The organism is Maribacter sp. MAR_2009_72 (genome assembly GCF_007827235.1).
GTDB classification, from domain to species: domain Bacteria; phylum Bacteroidota; class Bacteroidia; order Flavobacteriales; family Flavobacteriaceae; genus Maribacter; species Maribacter sedimenticola.
This window is the reverse complement of the sequence record NZ_VISB01000001.1, coordinates 1,589,330-1,611,255: the sequence shown is the minus strand read 5'-3', so window position 1 is coordinate 1,611,255 and position 21,926 is coordinate 1,589,330. Positions and strand designations below refer to the sequence as shown.

The following is a 21,926-nucleotide window of genomic DNA, read 5'->3' as shown; positions in this document are numbered from 1 at the left end:
TTGGCCATAAATTTTCTGAGTATGAAAGTAAATACACAATCGGTAAATTTTAATGCAGATCGTAAGTTGATAGATTTTTTGCAGAACAGGCTTAACAAGGTAGAAACCTTTTATTCAAAGGTCATTAGTTCGGACGTCTACATGAAGGTAGAAAATACGAGTTCTAAAATAAATAAGATAGTCGAGATAAAAATAAACGTACCTAAGGATAAATTCGTTGTAAAAAAGCAATGTAAATCATTTGAGGAGGCTGTAGACTCTGCGTGTAATTCGTTGGAAAGAAGGCTAATAAAACAAAAGGAAAAATTAAGAGTGCAGGCATGATAAAAATTTTTTAAAATTTGTTTTGAATAAACAAAAAATACTATACATTTGCAGTCCGTTAGAAATAGCGGGCTTTTTTATGGCGATAAAAGTCGTAAATAAGCCGATGTAGCTCAGCTGGCTAGAGCAGCTGATTTGTAATCAGCAGGTCGTGGGTTCGAGTCCCTCCATCGGCTCTGAAGTTCTTTAAAATATTAGTTTGAGGGGAGATACTCAAGCGGCCAACGAGGGCAGACTGTAAATCTGCTGACTACGTCTTCGCAGGTTCGAATCCTGCTCTCCCCACAAAACTATTTTTAAAGTAATTTTATTGAAATATTGTAATGTTATAAGCGGGAGTAGCTCAGTTGGTAGAGCGTCAGCCTTCCAAGCTGAATGTCGCCGGTTCGAACCCGGTCTCCCGCTCAATAATTAGACAGAAATGTCGTCCCTGCGAAGGCAGGAGTCTGTTTTGTAAATAGATTCGACACTTTACGCCGGTGTAGCTCAGGGGTAGAGCGTTTCCTTGGTAAGGAAGAGGTCACGAGTTCAATTCTCGTCATTGGCTCAATTAAGGTATAAATTTGTACACTAATATAAACTAAGATTAAAATTCATTAAACATGGCAAAGGAAACTTTCGATCGTTCCAAACCGCACTTAAATATAGGTACTATTGGACACGTGGATCACGGTAAAACTACATTAACTGCTGCTATTACTACTGTATTGGCAAACGCAGGTCTTTCTGAACTGAGAAGTTTCGATTCTATCGATAACGCTCCTGAAGAAAAAGAAAGAGGTATTACTATTAACACTTCACACGTAGAGTATTCTACAGCTAACCGTCACTACGCTCACGTTGACTGTCCTGGTCACGCGGATTACGTAAAGAACATGGTTACCGGTGCTGCTCAAATGGATGGTGCTATTTTAGTTGTTGCCGCTACAGATGGTCCAATGCCACAAACTCGTGAGCACATCCTTTTAGGTCGCCAGGTTGGTATTCCTAGAATCGTTGTTTTCATGAACAAAGTGGATATGGTCGATGATGAGGAGTTGATCGAGCTTGTTGAAATGGAAGTAAGGGAATTGCTTTCTTTCTATGAGTATGATGGTGATAATGGACCTGTAATCGCTGGATCTGCATTAGGTGCATTGAACGGTGAGCAAAAATGGGTTGATACGGTAATGGAATTGATGGATGCTGTTGATAGCTGGATCGAGCTTCCTGCTAGGGATGTTGATAAGGATTTCTTAATGCCTGTTGAAGATGTATTTACGATTACTGGTCGTGGTACTGTTGCAACTGGTCGTATAGAAACTGGTATTGCAAACACTGGTGATCCAGTTGAGATCATTGGTATGGGTGCGGAGAAATTGAACTCTACTATTACTGGGGTTGAGATGTTCCGTAAAATATTGGATAGAGGTGAAGCTGGTGATAACGTAGGTATCTTGTTGAGAGGTATTGAAAAATCTCAAATTAGCCGTGGTATGGTAATCTGTAAGCCAGGTTCTGTTAAGCCACATGCTAAGTTTGAAGCTGAGGTCTATGTATTGAAAAAAGAAGAAGGTGGTCGTCATACGCCATTCCATAATAACTACCGTCCACAGTTTTATGTAAGGACAACAGACGTTACTGGTAACATTGCACTTCCTGCAGGAGTAGAAATGGTAATGCCTGGTGATAACCTTACTATTACTGTTGAGTTGATTCAGCCAATCGCATTGAGCGTAGGTCTACGTTTCGCTATCCGTGAAGGTGGTAGAACTGTAGGTGCTGGTCAGGTAACTAAGATTATAGATTAATTCAATCTAAAGAGTATTGTATATAAGGGTGTCCTGCTCATGCGGGACACCTTTACATGCAAATAAAAGAATAGGTGAGTTATTTGATTCACCATTTTTTACGGGTGTAGCTCAGTTGGTAGAGCACTGGTCTCCAAAACCAGGTGTCGGGAGTTCGAGTCTCTCCTCCCGTGCGCAAGAGTATAGAGGTTGAAATCTCATTAGTTGAAATTGTAAAACAGAATTAGATGTTCACATATATAAAAGAATCCGTTGAAGAGTTAAGGAATAATGTTACTCTTCCCTCACGTGCAGAATCATCAAATTTAATGGTTGTTGTAGCGGTGTTTTCTATCCTATTTGCTTTGGCTACTTGGGGTGTAGATACGGTCTTCAGTAAGGTGATCAAGTTATATTTCAACACTGTTTTAAACTAAGAGGACCTATGTCAGAAGTATTGGAAAAGAAATGGTACGTTGTAAGGGCGGTCAGTGGTCAAGAGAATAAAATCAAAGGCTATATTGAAAGCGAAGTTGAACGTCACGGTTTTTCTGATTATTTAGAGGATGTACTTGTTCCTACAGAGAAAGTAGTTCAAATCAGGAACGGTAAAAAAATTAATAAGGAACGTGTTTATTTCCCTGGTTATATTATGATTAAAGCCAATTTGGGAGGAGAAATGGTTCATATTATTCGTTCTATCACTAATGTTATTGGATTTTTAGGGGAAACAAAAGGCGGAGATCCTGTTCCTTTAAGAAAGAATGAAGTTAATAGAATGCTTGGTAAGGTAGATGAGCTGGCGGTTAATACCGATAGTGTTGCCATACCATTTGTATTTGGGGAGACCGTAAAGGTAATAGATGGTCCGTTCAATGGATTCAACGGTACGGTCGAAAAGATAAACGAAGAAAAACGCAAGCTTGAGGTAATGGTTAAGATTTTCGGAAGAAAAACACCATTAGAGTTAAGTTATATGCAAGTTGAAAAAGTATAATATTAAGTGTTACATACATAATTAAAGTTGTGTTGCTTCCGTAAACACACTTTCAATTTAATTTTAAACAATGGCAAAAGAAGTAGGTAAAGTAGTTAAACTACAAGTTAGGGGAGGTGCAGCGAATCCATCGCCACCGGTTGGACCCGCCTTAGGTGCTGCCGGTGTTAACATTATGGAATTCTGTAAGCAGTTCAACGCTCGTACGCAGGATAAACCAGGTAAGGTATTACCAGTTGTTATCACCGTTTACAAGGATAAGTCTTTCGACTTTGTTGTAAAAACACCACCAGCGGCAGTTCAGCTATTGGAAGCGGCTAAGATTAAAAAAGGATCTGGCGAACCTAACAGAGTAAAATTAGGGAGTGTAACTTGGGACCAAATCAAGGCAATAGCCGATGATAAAATGGTTGACCTTAACGCATTTACCGTGGAATCGGCTATGAGTATGATAGCTGGTACTGCTAGGTCTATGGGTATGAAGGTATCAGGTAAAAAACCTTTTTAAAATCTTAAAAGCAATTAAATGGCAAAGTTAACTAAGAAGCAAAAAGAAGCGCACTCTAAGATAGAAAAGGATAAATTATATTCTTTGGTAGAGGCTTCTGCTTTAATTAAAGAGATAACCAATACAAAATTTGATGCCTCAGTTGATTTGGCGGTTCGTTTGGGTGTTGATCCAAGGAAAGCTAATCAGATGGTACGTGGTGTGGTAACATTGCCACATGGAACCGGGAAGGACGTTAAGGTTTTGGCTTTGGTAACGCCGGACAAGGAAGCTGAAGCTCAAGAAGCAGGCGCTGATTATGTTGGGTTAGATGAGTATTTGGAAAAAATAAAAGGCGGTTGGACAGATGTCGATGTTATCATCACAATGCCAAGCGTTATGGGTAAATTAGGTCCTTTAGGTCGTGTTTTAGGACCAAGAGGTTTAATGCCGAATCCAAAGACGGGTACCGTAACAATGGATGTGGCCAAGGCTGTATCTGAAGTAAAAGCGGGTAAAATCGATTTTAAGGTCGATAAAACAGGTATTGTACATGCTGCGATAGGTAAAGCGTCTTTCTCAGCGGATAAATTGGTGGATAATGCAAAAGAGTTGTTGGATACATTGAATAAGATGAAACCAACTGCTGCAAAGGGTGTATATATGAAAACTGTTTTCATGTCAAGTACAATGAGCCCAAGTTTGCAATTAGACCCAAAGTCAGTATAACGAACTGCTAGTTAAAAATTAATAGTATGACAAGAGAAGAAAAAGCAACGGTTATAGAAGATTTGACTGCGCAGTTGGCTAATAGTTCCAGTATTTATTTAGCAGATATATCCGGTTTAAATGCCGGTGTAACTTCAGATTTAAGAAGAGCTGCTTTTAAGGCGAACATTAAACTGGCAGTTGTTAAAAATACCTTGCTTGCAAAAGCAATGGAAGCTTCAGACAAAGAATTTGGCGAATTGCCGGAAGTATTAAAGGGAAATACCTCTTTGATGTTTTCTGATGTAGCCAATGCTCCAGCTAAATTGATAAAGAACTTCAGAAAAAAATCTGAAAAGCCTTTATTAAAAGGAGCTTTTGTTGAAGAAGCAATATATATAGGTGATGAAAACTTAGATGCTTTGGTTAGCATTAAGTCTAAGGAAGAAATGATTGGTGAAATAATCGGATTGTTACAATCTCCGGCCAAGAATGTTATTTCTGGACTTAAATCTGGCGGTGGTAAACTTGCCGGTATTCTTAAGACATTATCTGAAAAATAAGTACGCACTATAAACTAAGTATATTTTAAAATTTTATTAAACGATAGAAAATGGCAGATTTAAAAGATTTCGCAGAACAATTGGTTAACCTTACGGTAAAAGAAGTAAACGAGTTAGCTGATATATTAAAAGAAGAATACGGTATTGAGCCTGCAGCTGCAGCTGTAGCGGTTGCCGCTGGTGGTGGTGCTGCTGAAGGTAGTGATGCTGGTGAAGCTCAAACAGAATTCGATGTTATCTTGAAAGCACCAGGTGCTTCTAAGTTAGCAGTAGTTAAATTGGTTAAGGAATTGACTGGTTTAGGTTTGAAAGATGCTAAGGATATTGTTGACAGCGCACCAAAAGCTGTTAAGGAAGCTGTTTCTAAAGATGAAGCAGAAGGTATCAAAAAATCATTGGAAGAAGCTGGAGCAGAAGTTGAGCTTAAATAATAGCAACAACCATATTACTTTTGGTTTAGGTCTTTTCGCTTTTTGCGGTTAGACCTAAGCCATTTTATAGATTTAGGTATATTAAGAAGTATACTACCCCTTTAGTACTCACGATCAAAACACTGTCCGTAGATGTTCACAAATCAGACTGAAAGAATAAGCTTTGCTTCCGCAAGAAATACACCGGATTATCCGGATTTCTTGGATATTCAGATTAAATCTTTTCAAGACTTTTTTCAACTTGAGACTAAATCAGATGAAAGAGGTAATGAAGGTTTATACAATACCTTCATGGAGAATTTTCCAATAACTGATACTAGAAATCAGTTTGTATTGGAGTTTTTAGATTATTTTATTGATCCACCCCGATATTCTATTCAAGAATGTATTGAGAGAGGTCTTACATATAGCGTTCCCTTAAAGGCACGTTTAAAATTGTATTGTACCGATCCGGAACATGAAGACTTTGAGACTATCGTACAAGATGTGTATTTGGGTACTATACCTTATATGACACCAAGTGGAACTTTTGTTATCAATGGCGCAGAGAGAGTTGTGGTTTCTCAGTTACATAGATCACCAGGGGTTTTCTTTGGCCAGTCTTTTCATGCAAATGGAACTAAATTATATTCTGCCAGGGTAATTCCTTTTAAAGGGTCATGGATAGAATTTGCTACCGATATCAATGGCGTAATGTATGCTTATATCGATAGAAAGAAAAAATTACCGGTTACTACCTTGTTCAGGGCTATTGGTTTTGAACGTGATAAGGATATTTTAGAAATTTTTGACCTTTCAGAAGAAGTAAAGGTCTCTAATGCCGGGCTTAAAAAAGTATTGGGACGTAAATTGGCGGCTAGGGTATTGAATACCTGGCATGAAGATTTTGTTGATGAGGATACAGGTGAAGTTGTCTCAATAGAACGTAATGAAATAGTATTGGACCGTGATACTATTTTGGAAAAAGAGCATATTGCAGAAATAATCGATGCAGATGTTAAGACTATTTTGTTACATAAGGAGAATAATGCGCAATCTGATTACGCCATTATCCATAATACGTTACAAAAGGATCCAACAAATTCTGAAAAGGAAGCTGTTGAGCACATCTATCGTCAATTACGTAATGCAGAACCGCCAGATGAGGAAACTGCACGTGGTATAATTGATAAATTGTTCTTTTCTGACCAACGCTATAACCTAGGTGAGGTTGGTCGTTACAGAATGAACAAGAAGTTACAGTTGGATATTGGAATGGACAAGCAGGTCTTGACAAAGGAAGATATCATAACAATCATTAAATATTTAATTGAGTTAATTAACTCAAAAGCAGAGATCGATGATATTGACCACCTTTCTAACCGTCGTGTAAGAACTGTAGGGGAGCAATTGTCATCTCAGTTCGGTGTTGGTCTTGCCCGTATGGCCAGAACAATACGTGAGCGTATGAACGTTCGTGATAATGAAGTGTTTACACCTATAGATTTGATTAATGCCAAGACACTGTCTTCGGTTATCAATTCATTCTTTGGTACTAACCAGTTATCGCAGTTTATGGATCAAACAAATCCACTTGCTGAGATTACGCACAAGAGAAGATTATCGGCTTTAGGTCCAGGCGGTCTTTCAAGAGAACGTGCAGGATTTGAGGTTCGTGATGTTCACTATACACACTATGGTCGTCTTTGTCCTATAGAAACTCCAGAAGGTCCAAACATTGGACTTATATCTTCACTTTCTGTTTTTGCGAAAGTGAATCCTATGGGCTTCTTGGAAACGCCTTATAGAAAGGTGACGGACGCTGTGGTGGATTATAAAAACTTTGCATATTTAAGTGCAGAGGAAGAAGAAGGAATGAAAATTGCTCAGGCAAACATTCCTATGGATGATGACGGTAAGATAAGTGTGGATAAGGTGATTGCAAGGGAAGAAGGAGATTTCCCTGTAGTAGATCCATCTGATATTCAATATACGGATGTTGCACCAAACCAAATTGCTTCTATTTCTGCTTCATTGATTCCATTTTTGGAACATGATGATGCGAACAGGGCATTGATGGGCTCTAACATGATGCGCCAGGCGGTACCATTGTTGAAGCCACAGTCTCCAATTGTGGGAACAGGTCTTGAAAGACAGGTAGCGTCAGATTCTAGGGTGTTGATCAATGCGGAAGGCGATGGTGTTATTGAATATGTTGATTCTCAGAAAATTACCATCAAATACGATAGGACTGATAACGAAAGATTAATAAGTTTCGACGAAGACGAGAAAACCTATTTCTTGGTGAAGTTTAGAAAAACCAACCAAGGAACCAATATTAACCTAAAGCCAATTGTTCAAAAAGGGGATAGGGTTAAAAAAGGACAGGTATTATGTGAGGGTTATGCAACCGAAAAAGGTGAGTTGGCCTTGGGAAGAAACTTGACCGTGGCATTTATGCCTTGGAAAGGATATAACTTTGAGGATGCGATCGTTATTTCGGAGAAGGTTGTACGTGAAGATATTTTTACCTCTATCCATGTTGATGAATATTCTTTGGAAGTTAGGGATACCAAATTAGGGGCAGAAGAGCTTACACATGATATTCCTAATGTATCTGAAGAGGCTACCAAAGACTTGGATGAGAATGGTATGATTAGAATAGGTGCTGAAGTTAAGCCCGGTGATATTCTAATTGGTAAGATTACTCCTAAAGGGGAGTCTGATCCTACACCTGAAGAAAAATTGTTACGTGCCATTTTTGGAGACAAGGCTGGTGATGTAAAAGATGCTTCTTTAAAAGCGTCGCCTTCATTAAGAGGGGTCGTAATTGAAAAGAAATTGTTCTCTAGATCCGTAAAGGATAAGAGAAAACGTTCAGAAGATAAGGAAGAGCTTTCTAAATTGGAATTGGAATATGAAGTAAAGTTCCAAGAATTAAAAGATGTTCTTGTTGAGAAATTGTTTACGATAGTAAATGGTAAAACTTCACAAGGAGTACTTAATGATTTAGGGGAAGAAGTTTTGCCTAAGGGTAAGAAGTATACCATGAAAATGTTAAATTCTGTGGATGATTTTGCTCATTTAGTGGGTGGAAGTTGGACTACGGATAATGAAACAAATGCATTGGTAGCAGATTTGCTTCATAATTATAAGATTAAGCTTAACGACTTACAAGGTAACTTGAGAAGGGATAAGTTTACCATTTCTGTTGGGGATGAATTACCAGCGGGTATTATGAAGCTTGCCAAGGTTTATGTAGCTAAAAAACGTAAACTAAAAGTTGGTGATAAAATGGCGGGTAGACACGGTAACAAAGGTATTGTTTCCAGGATTGTACGTCATGAGGATATGCCGTTCTTAGAAGATGGAACTCCCGTAGATATCGTATTGAACCCATTAGGTGTACCATCGCGTATGAACATTGGGCAGATTTATGAAACTGTATTGGGATGGGCTGGCCTTAAATTAGGTAAGAAATTTGCCACTCCAATTTTTGACGGTGCCACATTGGACGAAATCAATGCTTATACGGATGAAGCGGGAATTCCAAGATTTGGACATACATATTTGTATGATGGAGGAACTGGTCAACGTTTTGATCAACCGGCCACCGTGGGTGTTATCTATATGTTGAAACTAGGACATATGGTAGATGATAAGATGCACGCTAGATCTATTGGACCATACTCTTTGATTACGCAACAGCCATTGGGTGGTAAAGCTCAATTTGGTGGTCAGCGTTTTGGTGAGATGGAAGTTTGGGCACTTGAGGCCTACGGTGCATCCGCAACCTTACGTGAGATTTTAACGGTTAAGTCCGATGATGTAATCGGAAGAGCTAAGACCTATGAATCTATTGTTAAGGGCGAAACAATGCCTGAACCTGGTTTACCAGAATCTTTCAACGTTTTAATGCACGAACTTAAGGGATTAGGTTTGGATATTAGACTTGAGGAGTAGTTCAATAGTTACTATTGAAGACTATAAGTAAAAAAAATTAAAACATTATCAGCACGCTATTATGGCAAGAATAAAAGATAATAACCCAGTAAAAAGGTTCGATAAAATTTCAATAGGTTTAGCATCGCCAGAATCAATTTTGGCAGAATCTAGAGGTGAGGTTTTAAAGCCTGAAACAATTAATTATAGAACGCACAAACCAGAACGTGATGGTTTGTTTTGTGAGCGTATTTTTGGCCCTGTAAAGGATTATGAATGTGCTTGTGGAAAATATAAGCGTATTCGCTACCGCGGTATTGTATGTGATCGTTGTGGTGTGGAGGTAACGGAAAAAAAGGTTCGTAGGGATCGTGTAGGTCATATTAACTTAGTAGTTCCTGTAGCACATATTTGGTACTTTCGTTCCTTACCCAACAAAATAGGATACCTTTTAGGTTTGCCGTCCAAGAAATTGGATATGATTATTTACTACGAACGTTATGTAGTAATACAGCCAGGTATTGCCAAAGGTCCTGAAGGTGAGGAAATTCAGAAAATGGATTTCTTGACAGAAGAGGAATACTTGAACATTTTGGATACCATTCCTCAAGAAAATCAATATTTAGAAGATTCTGACCCTAATAAATTCATCGCTAAGATGGGGGCGGAATGTTTAATTGATCTATTGGGAAGGATTAATTTAAAGGAACTTTCTTTTGAGTTAAGACATAAGGCAAATACGGAAACCTCTAAACAACGTAAAACAGAGGCCTTAAAGCGTCTACAGGTTGTAGAGGCATTAAGAGAATCCCAAGAAAATAGAGAGAACGAGCCAGAGTGGATGATTATGAAGGTAATTCCGGTAATACCACCAGAATTACGTCCATTGGTTCCATTGGATGGTGGCCGTTTTGCAACATCAGATTTAAATGATCTTTATAGAAGGGTAATTATCCGTAACAACCGTCTGAAAAGATTGGTTGAAATAAAGGCTCCAGAAGTAATTTTACGTAATGAAAAACGTATGCTTCAGGAAGCGGTGGATTCTTTGTTCGATAACACAAGAAAAGCTTCTGCTGTTAAAACAGAATCAAATAGACCTTTAAAATCACTTTCAGATTCATTGAAAGGAAAACAAGGTCGTTTCCGTCAAAACCTTTTAGGTAAACGTGTTGATTACTCTGCGCGTTCGGTAATTGTTGTAGGTCCGGAAATGAAGTTGTTTGAATGTGGTCTACCTAAAGATATGGCTGCGGAACTTTACAAACCTTTTGTTATCAGAAAACTGATTGAAAGAGGTATTGTAAAAACAGTAAAATCTGCTAAAAAAATTATAGATAAAAAAGAGCCTGTAGTTTGGGATATCTTAGAAAATGTACTGAAAGGGCATCCTGTAATGTTAAACAGGGCTCCTACATTGCACCGTTTAGGTATTCAAGCTTTTCAGCCAAAATTAATTGAAGGTAAGGCAATACGTCTGCACCCATTGGTTTGTACTGCGTTTAACGCGGATTTTGATGGGGATCAAATGGCGGTTCACCTTCCTTTAGGGCCAGAGGCTATTCTAGAATGTCAATTATTGATGTTGGCTTCGCATAATATTTTGAACCCTGCCAACGGTTCTCCTATTACGGTACCATCACAGGATATGGTCTTGGGTCTATATTATATGACCAAAGAAAGAAAATCTACGCCTGAGTTGATTGTAAAAGGTGAAGGAATTACTTTTTACTCGTTTGAAGAAGTTGAAATTGCCTTTAATGAAGGTAAGGTAGATTTGAATGCCGGTATCAAGGTAAGGGCCAAGGATTTTAATGAAGAAGGAGAGTTGGTATATAAGATAATACCAACAACGGTAGGTAGAGTATTGTTCAACATGGAAGTTCCTGAAGAGGCAGGTTATATCAATGATGTCTTGAACAAGAAATCCCTTAGGGATATTATCGGTGGAATTTTAGCCGTAACTGATGTGCCAACAACGGCAGATTTCTTGGATAGAATTAAGAATTTAGGGTATGATTTTGCCTTTAGAGGAGGATTATCTTTTAGTTTAGGGGATATTATTATACCAAAAGAGAAACATGAAATGATTGCAGATGCCAATGGTCAAGTTGACGGCATTATGGCAAACTATAACATGGGTCTAATAACAAACAACGAACGCTACAATCAGGTAATTGATGTTTGGACATCTACCAATGCTCAGTTAACTGAGTTGGCAATGAAACGTATTCGTGAGGATCAACAAGGGTTTAACTCTGTGTATATGATGCTTGATTCTGGTGCAAGGGGTTCTAAGGAGCAAATTCGCCAGTTAACGGGTATGCGTGGTCTTATGGCTAAGCCTAAAAAATCTACTGCCGGTGGTGGTGAGATTATTGAAAACCCAATTTTATCTAACTTTAAGGAAGGTCTTTCCATTCTTGAATACTTTATATCAACACACGGTGCTCGTAAAGGACTTGCGGATACGGCCCTTAAAACGGCTGATGCTGGTTACTTAACAAGAAGGCTGGTAGATGTTTCTCAAGATGTAATTATTAATACTGAAGATTGTGAGACCTTAAGAGGTGTAGAAGTACAGGCGCTTAAGAAAAATGAAGAGGTAGTAGAAAGTCTTGGGGAAAGAATCTTGGGTCGTGTATCATTACATGATGTTTACAATCCAATGACGGAAGAGTTGATCTTAAAGGCTGGTCAGCATATCATGGAGAGCGATGTTAAGAAAATAGAGAATTCTCCTATAGAAAAAGTTCAGGTAAGGTCGGCATTGACATGTGAGGCTGAAAAAGGAATTTGTGCACAATGTTACGGAAGAAACCTATCTACCAATAAAATGGTACAAAGGGGCGAAGCTGTAGGTGTTGTTGCAGCACAATCCATTGGTGAGCCAGGAACACAGCTTACACTAAGAACGTTCCACGTAGGTGGTATTGCAGGTAACATTTCAGAGGACAATAAATTAGAGGTAAGATTCTCGGGTATTGCTGAAATTGAGGATTTAAGAACGGTAACCGGTGAAGGTTCGGATGGTAGTCCAGCTGAAATCGTAATATCAAGAACAACGGAAATTAAAGTTGTTGATGCAAAAACTGGTATAACCTTAAGTACAAGCAATATTCCTTATGGTTCACAATTATTTGTGGAAAATGGTGCAAAGGTTGAAAAAGGAGATGTTATTTGTTCTTGGGATCCATATAACGGTGTAATCGTTTCTGAATTCCCAGGTAAGATCGCCTATGAGAATATTGAACAAGGTGTTACATATCAAGTAGAAATAGATGAACAAACTGGTTTCCAGGAGAAAGTTATTTCTGAATCTCGAAACAAAAAGTTGATTCCAACTTTATTGATTCAAGATAATAAAGGAGAAACCTTGCGTTCATATAACCTACCTGTAGGTTCCCACATTATGGTAGATGATGGTGATAAGATCAAGGAAGGTAAGATTTTGGTTAAAATACCACGTAAATCTGCAAAGGCAGGTGATATTACCGGTGGTCTACCAAGGGTAACTGAATTGTTCGAGGCACGAAATCCTTCTAACCCAGCGGTGGTGTCCGAAATTGATGGTGTTGTTTCTTTTGGTAAGATCAAGAGAGGTAACCGTGAGATAATCATTGAATCCAAATTGGGAGAAGTAAAGAAATATTTGGTGAAGCTATCTAATCAAATCCTTGTACAGGAAAATGATTATGTCAGGGCAGGTATGCCGTTATCGGATGGTTCTATTACTCCTGAGGATATATTGGCAATAAAAGGACCATCTGCCGTACAACAGTACTTGGTGAACGAAGTGCAAGAGGTGTATAGGTTACAAGGTGTAAAGATCAATGACAAGCACTTTGAGGTAGTCGTTAGGCAAATGATGAGAAAGGTAAGAATCGTTGATCCGGGAGATACAATTTTCTTGGAAAACCAATTAATTCATAAAGATGACTTTATTAAGGAAAATGATAATATTTTCGGTAAAAAAGTTGTCATGGATGCCGGTGATTCGGAAAACTTGAAACCTGGTCAAATAGTTACACCAAGGGAATTGAGGGACGAGAATTCATTGCTTAAACGTAGTGATAAAGCCATTGTAGAGGCAAGGGATGCCGTATCGGCAACAGCCACCCCAATATTGCAGGGTATTACAAGGGCTTCCTTACAGACGAAGTCATTTATCTCTGCTGCATCGTTCCAAGAAACGACAAAAGTTCTGAACGAGGCTGCAGTAAGTGGTAAGATAGATACGTTAGAGGGTCTTAAAGAAAATGTAATCGTAGGTCATAAGATTCCGGCAGGTACAGGAATGAGGGACTATGATAGCATAATCGTAGGATCTAAGGAAGAGTATGATGAGATAATGGCCAGAAAAGAGGCCTTAAGATTTTAATATCAAAGACCCTCAAATTTAATTTGAGGGTCTTTTTTTTATAATTAAAAACTATGAGTGAGAATAAAAATCCGAATCAAAAACAAATCAATATAGAGTTGGATGAAAAGATGGCCGAAGGAATCTATTCCAATTTAGCCATTATAAATCATTCGGTTTCAGAATTTGTAGTGGATTTTATCAGTATGATGCCTGGTGCGCCAAAAGCAAAGGTTAAAAGTAGAATAATTTTGACCCCCCAACATGCAAAGAAGTTTTTAAAGGCTTTAAACGAAAATGTGCAACGTTTTGAAAAGGCACATGGAACGATAAAAGATTATGAACAACCTTCCATACCTCTAAATTTTGGACCTACGGGAGAAGCATAAAAAAAAGCCCAATGTTTAGATTGGGCTTTTTTTATTTAATCAAATTCCGAAACAAAGTGTAGCTTCACAGAAGGATATTTCTGTTGCGTCATTTGCAACGAAAATTGTGAATCTGCTAAAAAGACCAACTGGCCCCTTTTATCTTTTGCTAAAAATTTTTGCTTTACACGTTCAAATTCTTTGAATTCCTCTGATTTTCTATTTTCGGTTCCTACCCAACAAGCTTTGTAAACATTGAAATTTTCATAGCTACATTTGGCACCATATTCGTGTTCTAATCTATATTGTATTACTTCAAATTGTAGGGCGCCAACGGTACCAATTACCTTTCGGCCATTTAATTCTAGGGTAAAAAGCTGTGCCACACCTTCGTCCATCAATTGGTCAATACCTTTGTACAATTGCTTGGATTTCATTGGGTCGGCATTATTGATGTACCTAAAGTGTTCTGGAGAAAAACTGGGTATCCCTTTATAATGCAAAATTTCGCCTTCGGTCAAAGTGTCCCCAATTTTAAAGTTACCTGTGTCGTGCAGGCCAACAATATCTCCAGGATAGGAAATGTCCACAATTTCTTTCTTTTCCGCAAAGAAAGCATTGGGGCTTGAAAACTTTAATTTTTTTCCTTGTCTTACATGTAGATATGGCTTATTTCGTTCAAATGTTCCAGAAACTATTTTAATAAAAGCCAAACGGTCCCTGTGTTTTGGATCCATATTGGCATGAATCTTAAAAACAAATCCGGTCATATCCTTTTCGCTGGCTTCTACCATACGCTCCTCGGCATTCTTTGAACGTGGTGTAGGGGCTATTTGAATAAAACAGTCCAAAAGTTCCCTAACACCAAAATTGTTAAGAGCTGAACCAAAAAAAACAGGTTGCTGATCACCCTTTAAATATAATTCCTTGTTGAACTTTGGGTAAACGCCCCATACCAAATCTAGATTATCCCTAAGTTCTTCAGCGGCATTGGAACCTATTATCTTTTCCAATTCTGGGTTGTTGACATCATCAAAGGCAATGGTCTGCTCAATATTTTTTTTGCTATCCCCGCTAAATAGGTTAATATTTTTTTCGTAAATATTGTAAATCCCTTTAAAATCATATCCCATACCAATAGGAAAACTTAATGGTGTAACGGATAACCCTAGTTTTTGCTCTAATTCATCCAATAGGTCAAAGGCATCTTGTCCTTCACGGTCCATTTTATTTATGAAAACCAGCATGGGTATCTTCCTCATTCGGCAGACTTCAACCAATTTTACCGTTTGTTCTTCCACACCTTTGGCAACATCAATAACTACGATTACACTATCAACTGCTGTTAATGTTCTAAAAGTGTCTTCTGCAAAATCCTTATGGCCAGGTGTGTCAAGGATATTTATTTTTTTGTCCTTGTATAGAAAAGCTAGAACAGAGGTTGCAACTGAGATACCTCTTTGTCGCTCTATCTCCATAAAATCACTGGTAGCGGTCTTTTTTATTTTATTGTTTTTTACCGCTCCTGCTTCTTGTATGGCGCCCCCAAAGAGTAGCAATTTTTCGGTCAATGTGGTTTTACCGGCATCGGGATGTGAAATTATGCCAAAAGTCCTTCTTCGTTCTATTTCTTGCTTAAAACTCATGTAAAATATTTGTGCAAAAATAAGCTAATTTGTATTCTCCATCTTCCTGTAATTTGAAGCAAAAATCAAAATTAAAAAGTATAGCTAAAGCGGGTGAAAAGAATTTTTGTAAAAAGTAAGGGTGGTGAAAAGAATTTTCGCATTACATAGTCTTTTTCTTAACTTATACCGTACTTAATTGTATCGACAGGATATTAATGTAACTTTCAACAAATTAATAAGTAGTTCATCTTTTGTATTTGATGGATAAAGGAAAAACTATTTGTGTTGAAATAATTATACTATATCTTAGCATAGTTTTTATTAAGTAAGCCCCACTTTCTTATACGAAACGCAACACTACATTGCCATGGTGATTAGTAAAACACTAAACACTTATGGGTAAAACTACATTATTGAAGATTGATGGATTTAGGTTTAAACTTTCAAACTTATTTCTAATATGTTTTTCTTTTTTTATAATCGGAATCCAATTTAGCAAGGCTAATCAGGAGGGTTCTTTGATGTATAAAAATAACGATACCACTACCAACAATGATACGGATATTGATGAGGATGATGATGGCATTTTGGATACTGTGGAAGACCAAAATGAGGATGGGGACAATAATTACCTGACTAATCCGTCTGACCAAGATGGAGATGGAATTCCTAATTATTTGGATATTGATTCGGATAATGACGGTATTTTGGATACTATTGAAGCCCAGGGCAATGGAACCATTATTGTTAGATGGAACAGGGATGATAATGATAATGGTTTGGATGATGCTTTTGAGCAATCTGGCATGTTGGGCTTAACTCCGGTAAATACAGATGGTATAAGAGGAAGTTGTAAACCTATTCCTGATTATTTGGATATAGATTCTGATATTGATGGTATTAGGGATAATGTTGAGGCACAATCCTTTTTAGGCTATGTAGCACCCTTAAATGTAGACAGTAACGCTAACGGTTTGGATGATGCGTACGAAGGCAGTTACGGTTTTGGGATAATCCCTATAAATTCTGATAATGATGAATTTCCGGATTATCGTGATTTTGATTCTGATGCAGATGGTATTAAGGATAAAGTAGAGGCTCAGACGTCCGCCGGTTATCTTAGACCGCTAGGTGATACCAATTGCAATGACATTGATGATGCTTATGAAGACGGTTTAAGTACTATTGATACTGATGGTGATGGTATGCCGGATTATCGGGATATAGATTCTGATAATGATGGTATTTTAGATAATAATGAAAGCCAGACAATTGATGGTTATTTGGCCCCCGGGGGTGTTGATAATAACCGAAACGGTATGGATGATGTTTATACCCCTAGTGGTATAACGCCAATAAATTCAGACAACGATAGTCAGCCAGATTTTAGGGACATAGACAGCGATAACGACGGCATACCTGACAACGTAGAGGCACAGACCACATCGGGCTACATAGCGCCCAATGCGGACGATTCGGCCACATATGCGTCCAACGACGGGGTCAACAGCGCGTACATAGGGGGCCTTGACCCCGTGAACACGGACGGCACGGACAATGTCGATTATCTTGATGACGATAGCGACAACGATTCGGTGCCCGACAACAACGAGGGCAACGATTTTAATTATGATGGCATCCCCGACCAGTCCTATACCGGTACCGATACCGATGGTGACGGACTTGACGATGGCTATGAAGGTTCTGACGTGAACGACGGATTCGATGTGAACGACGAGATAGACGACCCTGCGACGGACCTTCCCGATACGGACGGCACCGAGGACGTGAACTACCGCGACCTTGACGACGATGGCGACGGTATCGATACACCCGACGAGGATGCCGATGGCGACGGTGACCCTACGGACGACGATACGGACGGTGACGGCACCCCTGACTACCTGGACCCTGATCAGGGTACGGATACCGATGGGGACGGGGTACCGGACAGTGTAGACCTTGACGATGACAACGATGGGATATTGGATACGGTGGAGGACCCTAACATCGATGGGGACAACGACCCGTTGACGGACCCTGCCGATACGGACAATGACGGCAGGCCCAACCACTTGGACATAGACAGCGATAACGACGGCATACCTGACAACGTAGAGGCACAGACCACATCGGGCTACATAGCGCCCAATGCGGACGATTCGTCCACGTATGCATCCAACGACGGGGTCAACAGCGCGTACATAGGGGGCCTTGACCCCGTGAACACGGACGGCACGGACAATGTCGATTATCTTGATGACGATAGCGATAACGATTCGGTGCCCGACAACAACGAGGGCAACGATTTTAATTATGATGGCATTCCCGACCAGTCCTATACCGGTACCGATACCGATGGTGACGGACTTGACGATGGCTATGAAGGTTCTGACGTGAACGACGGTTTCGATGTTAACGACGAGATAGACGACCCTGCGACGGACCTTCCCGATACGGACGGCACCGAGGACGTGAACTACCGCGACCTTGACGACGACGGCGACGGTATCGATACGCCCGACGAGGATGCCGATGGTGACGGTGACCCTACGGACGACGATACGGACGGTGACGGCACCCCTGACTACCTGGACCCGGATCAGGGTACGGATACCGATGGGGACGGGGTACCGGACAGTGTAGACCTTGACGATGACAACGATGGGATATTGGATACGGTGGAGGACCCTAACATCGATGGGGACAACGACCCGTTGACGGACCCTGCCGATACGGACAATGACGGCAGGCCCAACCACTTGGACATAGACAGCGATAACGACGGCATACCTGACAACGTAGAGGCACAGACCACATCGGGCTACATAGCGCCCAATGCGGACGATTCGTCCACGTATGCATCCAACGACGGGGTCAACAGCGCGTACATAGGGGGCCTTGACCCCGTGAACACGGACGGCACGGACAATGTCGATTATCTTGATGACGATAGCGATAACGATTCGGTGCCCGACAACAACGAGGGCAACGATTTTAATTATGATGGCATTCCCGACCAGTCCTATACCGGTACCGATACCGATGGTGACGGACTTGACGATGGCTATGAAGGTTCTGACGTGAACGACGGATTCGATGTGAACGACGAGATAGACGACCCTGCGACGGACCTTCCCGATACGGACGGCACCGAGGACGTGAACTACCGCGACCTTGACGACGATGGCGACGGTATCGATACGCCCGACGAGGATGCCGATGGCGACGGTGACCCTACGGACGACGATACGGACGGTGACGGCACCCCTGACTACCTGGACCCGGATGAAATTAATAATGAGGAATTGGATGCAGTTGACGATGTTGCAAGTACGCCATTGGATACGGCGGTTGAAATCGCCATATTGCAAAACGACCTGGGCATACCGTCCGATGGAACGATAACCACTACGGAGCCGTCCAATGGTACGGTATCCATAAATGATGGTGGAACGCCAGACGATATCAGCGATGATACCCTGATATATACCCCTGACGATGGTTTTGAAGGTACGGACAGTCTGGAGTATACGGTATGCGATACGTTGGACAACTGCGATACCGCAACCATAACGATTACGGTAGGCGAACCAGAAGAATTGGATGCTGTGGACGATGTTGCAAGTACGCCATTGGATACGGCGGTTGAAATCGCCATATTGGAAAACGACCTGGGCATACCGTCCGATGGAACGATAAGCACTACGGAGCCGTCCAATGGTACGGTAGCCATAAATGATGGTGGAACGCCAGACGATATCAGCGATGATACCCTGATCTATACCCCTAACGATGGTTTTGAAGGTACGGACAGTCTGGAGTATACGGTATGCGATACGTTGGGCAACTGCGATACCGCAACCATAACGATTACGGTAGGCGAACCAGAGGAATTGGATGCTGTGGATGATGTTGCAAGTACACCTTTGGATACGGCGGTTGAAATCGCCATATTGGAAAACGACCTGGGCATACCGTCCGATGGAACGATAAGCACTACGGAGCCGTCCAATGGTACGGTAGCCATAAATGATGGTGGAACGCCAGACGATATCAGCGATGATACCCTTATCTATACCCCTGACAATGGTTTTGAAGGTACGGACAGTCTGGAGTATACGGTATGTGATACGTTGGACAACTGCGATACCGCAACCATAACGATTACGGTAGGCGAACCAGAAGAATTGGATGCTGTGGACGATGTTGCAAGTACGCCATTGGATACGGCGGTTGAAATCGCCATATTGGAAAACGACCTGGGCATACCGTCCGATGGAACGATAAGCATTACGGAGCCGTCCAATGGTACGGTAGCCATAAATGATGGTGGAACGCCAGACGATATCAGCGATGATACCCTTATCTATACCCCTGACAATGGTTTTGAAGGTACGGACAGTCTGGAGTATACGGTATGTGATACGTTGGACAACTGCGATACCGCAACCATAACGATTACGGTAGGCGAACCAGAAGAATTGGATGCTGTGGACGATGTTGCAAGTACGCCATTGGATACGGCGGTTGAAATCGCCATATTGGAAAACGACCTGGGCATACCGTCCGATGGAACGATAAGCATTACGGAGCCGTCCAATGGTACGGTAGCCATAAATGATGGTGGAACGCCAGACGATATTAGCGATGATACCCTTATCTATACCCCTGACGATGGTTTTGAAGGTACGGACAGTCTGGAGTATACGTTATGCGATACGTTGGGCAACTGCGATACCGCAACCATAACGATTACGGTAGGCGAACCAGAGGAATTGGATGCTGTGGATGATGTGGCCACGACTACAATGGATACAGAAGTTGAAATATTAATTTTGGAAAATGACTTAGGTGTTCCTGAAGTTGGTACAATTACAGTAACGGAACCATCAAACGGAGTAATAGAAATCAATGATGGTGGTACTCCAAATGATGTTTCTGATGATACAATACTTTACTTTCCAAATGAGGGTTTTGAGGGTGCTGATAGTTTTGAGTATACGCTTTGTGATAGTATAGGAAATTGTGATACTGCCGTAGTTGATATTACGGTAACAAACGATAACCCTACAACACCACCGGAAGAATTTAAGATAGAGGTCAATCAAATGGTGACTCCAAATGGTGATGGCAGAAATGAGTTCTTATTTATTAGGGGTGTAGATCAAATTCGTAATAGTACTTTAAAAATCTTCAATAGATGGGGAGTGGCAGTGTATGAAGGAGAGAATTATAATAACCAGAATAATGTATTCGACGGTAGGTCAAGAGGAAGGTCTACGTTAAGTGTAGATGAGTATCTTCCTGCCGGTATATATTATTATATCTTTGAATATACCACATTGGACGGAGTAAATAATGTAGATAGTGAATATCTATATATAAGTAGATAATAGTTTTAAATATGAATATTAAAAATAAATTATTAGTTGTACTAAGTGGGTTCTTGTTTTACTGTGGAACGGTAATGGCACAACAGGATGCTCAGTACACTCAATATATGTTTAATACCATGAGTGTCAATCCGGCCTATGCAGGGTCAAGGGGGCAACTTAGTATAACAGGTTTGTATAGATCACAATGGGTAGGTTTGGAAGGAGCTCCAAAAACACAGACGTTGAACATACAATCCCCTATCAGAAATAGCAAACTGGGCTACGGTGTATCTATAGTTAATGATGAAATAGGAGACGGGGTAGTTCAAGAGACATATTTTGATGCTGTGGTATCGTATACAGTTGATGTTTCTGCAGAAGGTAAATTATCATTTGGTCTTAAGGCCGGTGGAAATTTATTGAATTTGGACTTTAATAAGTTGCGCAATTTTGATGAGGAACCTGTAAATGCGGATAATATTGAAAATAGGTTTTCACCTAATATAGGGGTGGGACTTTATTATCATTCCAATGAGTTTTATGCAGGATTATCTGCTCCAAACTTATTTCAAACAGAGCATTTCGATAACTCGCAAAGAGATGCGGGAAGTGTTCAATTTTTGTCAAAGGAAAGAATTAATTTTTATTTAATTACTGGGTATGTGTTTGACTTAAACGGTAATTTAAAATTTAAACCGGCCTTATTGACAAAAGTAGTAGGTGGTGCTCCTTTACAAGTAGACATGTCCGCCAATTTTATGTTCAATGATAAATTCACTTTTGGTGCGGCTTATAGATGGGATGCTGCACTAAGTGCCATGGCAGGTTTTCAGATATCCGATCAATTTATGATAGGTTTGGCTTACGATAAGGAAACAACAGATTTGGGAGGCACACAGTTTAACGATGGTTCATTTGAAGTATTGTTAAGATATGAATTGGTGAAATCCTTTCAAAGACTGGTATCACCTCGTTTTTTCTAAATGGAAAAT

General features: G+C 40.2%; 14 protein-coding genes and 5 tRNA genes. 18 read left to right on the top strand and 1 reads right to left on the bottom strand.

Annotated elements, in window-relative coordinates; genetic code table 11:
* Positions 1-21 precede the first annotated feature (21 nt).
* The 16 genes from hpf (at position 22) to JM81_RS06540 (ending at position 13,949) form a co-directional block, all read left to right on the top strand.
* Positions 22-324: a ribosome hibernation-promoting factor, HPF/YfiA family gene (hpf, locus tag JM81_RS06615; protein ID WP_144801558.1), complete on the top strand. Its 303-nt coding sequence runs from the start codon at positions 22-24 to the stop codon at positions 322-324.
* A gap of 102 nt (positions 325-426) precedes the next feature.
* Positions 427-500, top strand: a tRNA-Thr gene (locus JM81_RS06610).
* Positions 501-527: 27 nt separating this feature from the next.
* Positions 528-609 (top strand) — tRNA-Tyr (locus tag JM81_RS06605).
* A gap of 47 nt (positions 610-656) precedes the next feature.
* A tRNA-Gly gene (locus JM81_RS06600) sits at positions 657-729 on the top strand.
* 70 nt (positions 730-799) lie between these two features.
* A tRNA-Thr gene (locus tag JM81_RS06595) sits at positions 800-871 on the top strand.
* Between the two features lie 55 nt (positions 872-926).
* Positions 927-2,114, top strand: a complete 1,188-nt coding sequence (gene tuf / locus JM81_RS06590) for an elongation factor Tu (protein ID WP_089262966.1) — start codon at positions 927-929, stop codon at positions 2,112-2,114.
* A gap of 100 nt (positions 2,115-2,214) precedes the next feature.
* Positions 2,215-2,287 (top strand) — tRNA-Trp (locus JM81_RS06585).
* Between the two features lie 54 nt (positions 2,288-2,341).
* Positions 2,342-2,530: a preprotein translocase subunit SecE gene (gene secE, locus JM81_RS06580; protein WP_068484277.1), complete on the top strand. Its 189-nt coding sequence runs from the start codon at positions 2,342-2,344 to the stop codon at positions 2,528-2,530.
* A gap of 8 nt (positions 2,531-2,538) precedes the next feature.
* On the top strand, positions 2,539-3,090 hold the full coding sequence (nusG, locus tag JM81_RS06575) for a transcription termination/antitermination protein NusG (RefSeq protein ID WP_089262964.1): 552 nt from the start codon (positions 2,539-2,541) through the stop codon (positions 3,088-3,090).
* A gap of 70 nt (positions 3,091-3,160) precedes the next feature.
* Positions 3,161-3,598, top strand: a complete 438-nt coding sequence (rplK, locus tag JM81_RS06570) for a 50S ribosomal protein L11 (protein WP_144801555.1) — start codon at positions 3,161-3,163, stop codon at positions 3,596-3,598.
* A gap of 18 nt (positions 3,599-3,616) precedes the next feature.
* Positions 3,617-4,306: a 50S ribosomal protein L1 gene (gene rplA, locus JM81_RS06565; RefSeq protein WP_089262959.1), complete on the top strand. Its 690-nt coding sequence runs from the start codon at positions 3,617-3,619 to the stop codon at positions 4,304-4,306.
* 26 nt (positions 4,307-4,332) lie between these two features.
* Positions 4,333-4,848, top strand: a complete 516-nt coding sequence (rplJ, locus tag JM81_RS06560; protein WP_089262957.1) for a 50S ribosomal protein L10 — start codon at positions 4,333-4,335, stop codon at positions 4,846-4,848.
* A 50-nt stretch (positions 4,849-4,898) separates the two neighbouring features.
* Positions 4,899-5,279, top strand: coding sequence for a 50S ribosomal protein L7/L12 (gene rplL / locus JM81_RS06555; protein ID WP_144801552.1), 381 nt, complete (start codon positions 4,899-4,901; stop codon positions 5,277-5,279).
* A 132-nt stretch (positions 5,280-5,411) separates the two neighbouring features.
* Positions 5,412-9,221: a DNA-directed RNA polymerase subunit beta gene (gene rpoB / locus JM81_RS06550; protein ID WP_144801550.1), complete on the top strand. Its 3,810-nt coding sequence runs from the start codon at positions 5,412-5,414 to the stop codon at positions 9,219-9,221.
* 61 nt (positions 9,222-9,282) lie between these two features.
* Positions 9,283-13,581, top strand: coding sequence for a DNA-directed RNA polymerase subunit beta' (rpoC, locus tag JM81_RS06545; RefSeq protein ID WP_089262951.1), 4,299 nt, complete (start codon positions 9,283-9,285; stop codon positions 13,579-13,581).
* A gap of 53 nt (positions 13,582-13,634) precedes the next feature.
* Positions 13,635-13,949 carry a DUF3467 domain-containing protein gene (locus JM81_RS06540; RefSeq protein WP_089262949.1) on the top strand — a complete coding sequence of 105 codons (315 nt, stop codon included), beginning with the start codon at positions 13,635-13,637 and terminating at the stop codon, positions 13,947-13,949.
* Between the two features lie 35 nt (positions 13,950-13,984).
* Here JM81_RS06540 and JM81_RS06535 read toward each other — a convergent pair whose 3' ends face one another.
* The gene (locus tag JM81_RS06535; RefSeq protein ID WP_144801547.1) at positions 13,985-15,574 is read right to left on the bottom strand and encodes a peptide chain release factor 3; all 1,590 of its coding nucleotides are present in this window, start codon (positions 15,572-15,574) and stop codon (positions 13,985-13,987) included.
* Positions 15,575-16,077: 503 nt separating this feature from the next.
* On the opposite strand from JM81_RS06535, the gene JM81_RS06530 reads away from it, so the two are divergent.
* Entirely contained in the window at positions 16,078-20,952 is a 4,875-nt protein-coding gene (locus JM81_RS06530) for an Ig-like domain-containing protein (protein ID WP_186435542.1), read from the top strand.
* Between the two features lie 11 nt (positions 20,953-20,963).
* Positions 20,964-21,917: a type IX secretion system membrane protein PorP/SprF gene (locus tag JM81_RS06525; RefSeq protein ID WP_144801541.1), complete on the top strand. Its 954-nt coding sequence runs from the start codon at positions 20,964-20,966 to the stop codon at positions 21,915-21,917.
* Positions 21,918-21,926 lie beyond the last annotated feature (9 nt).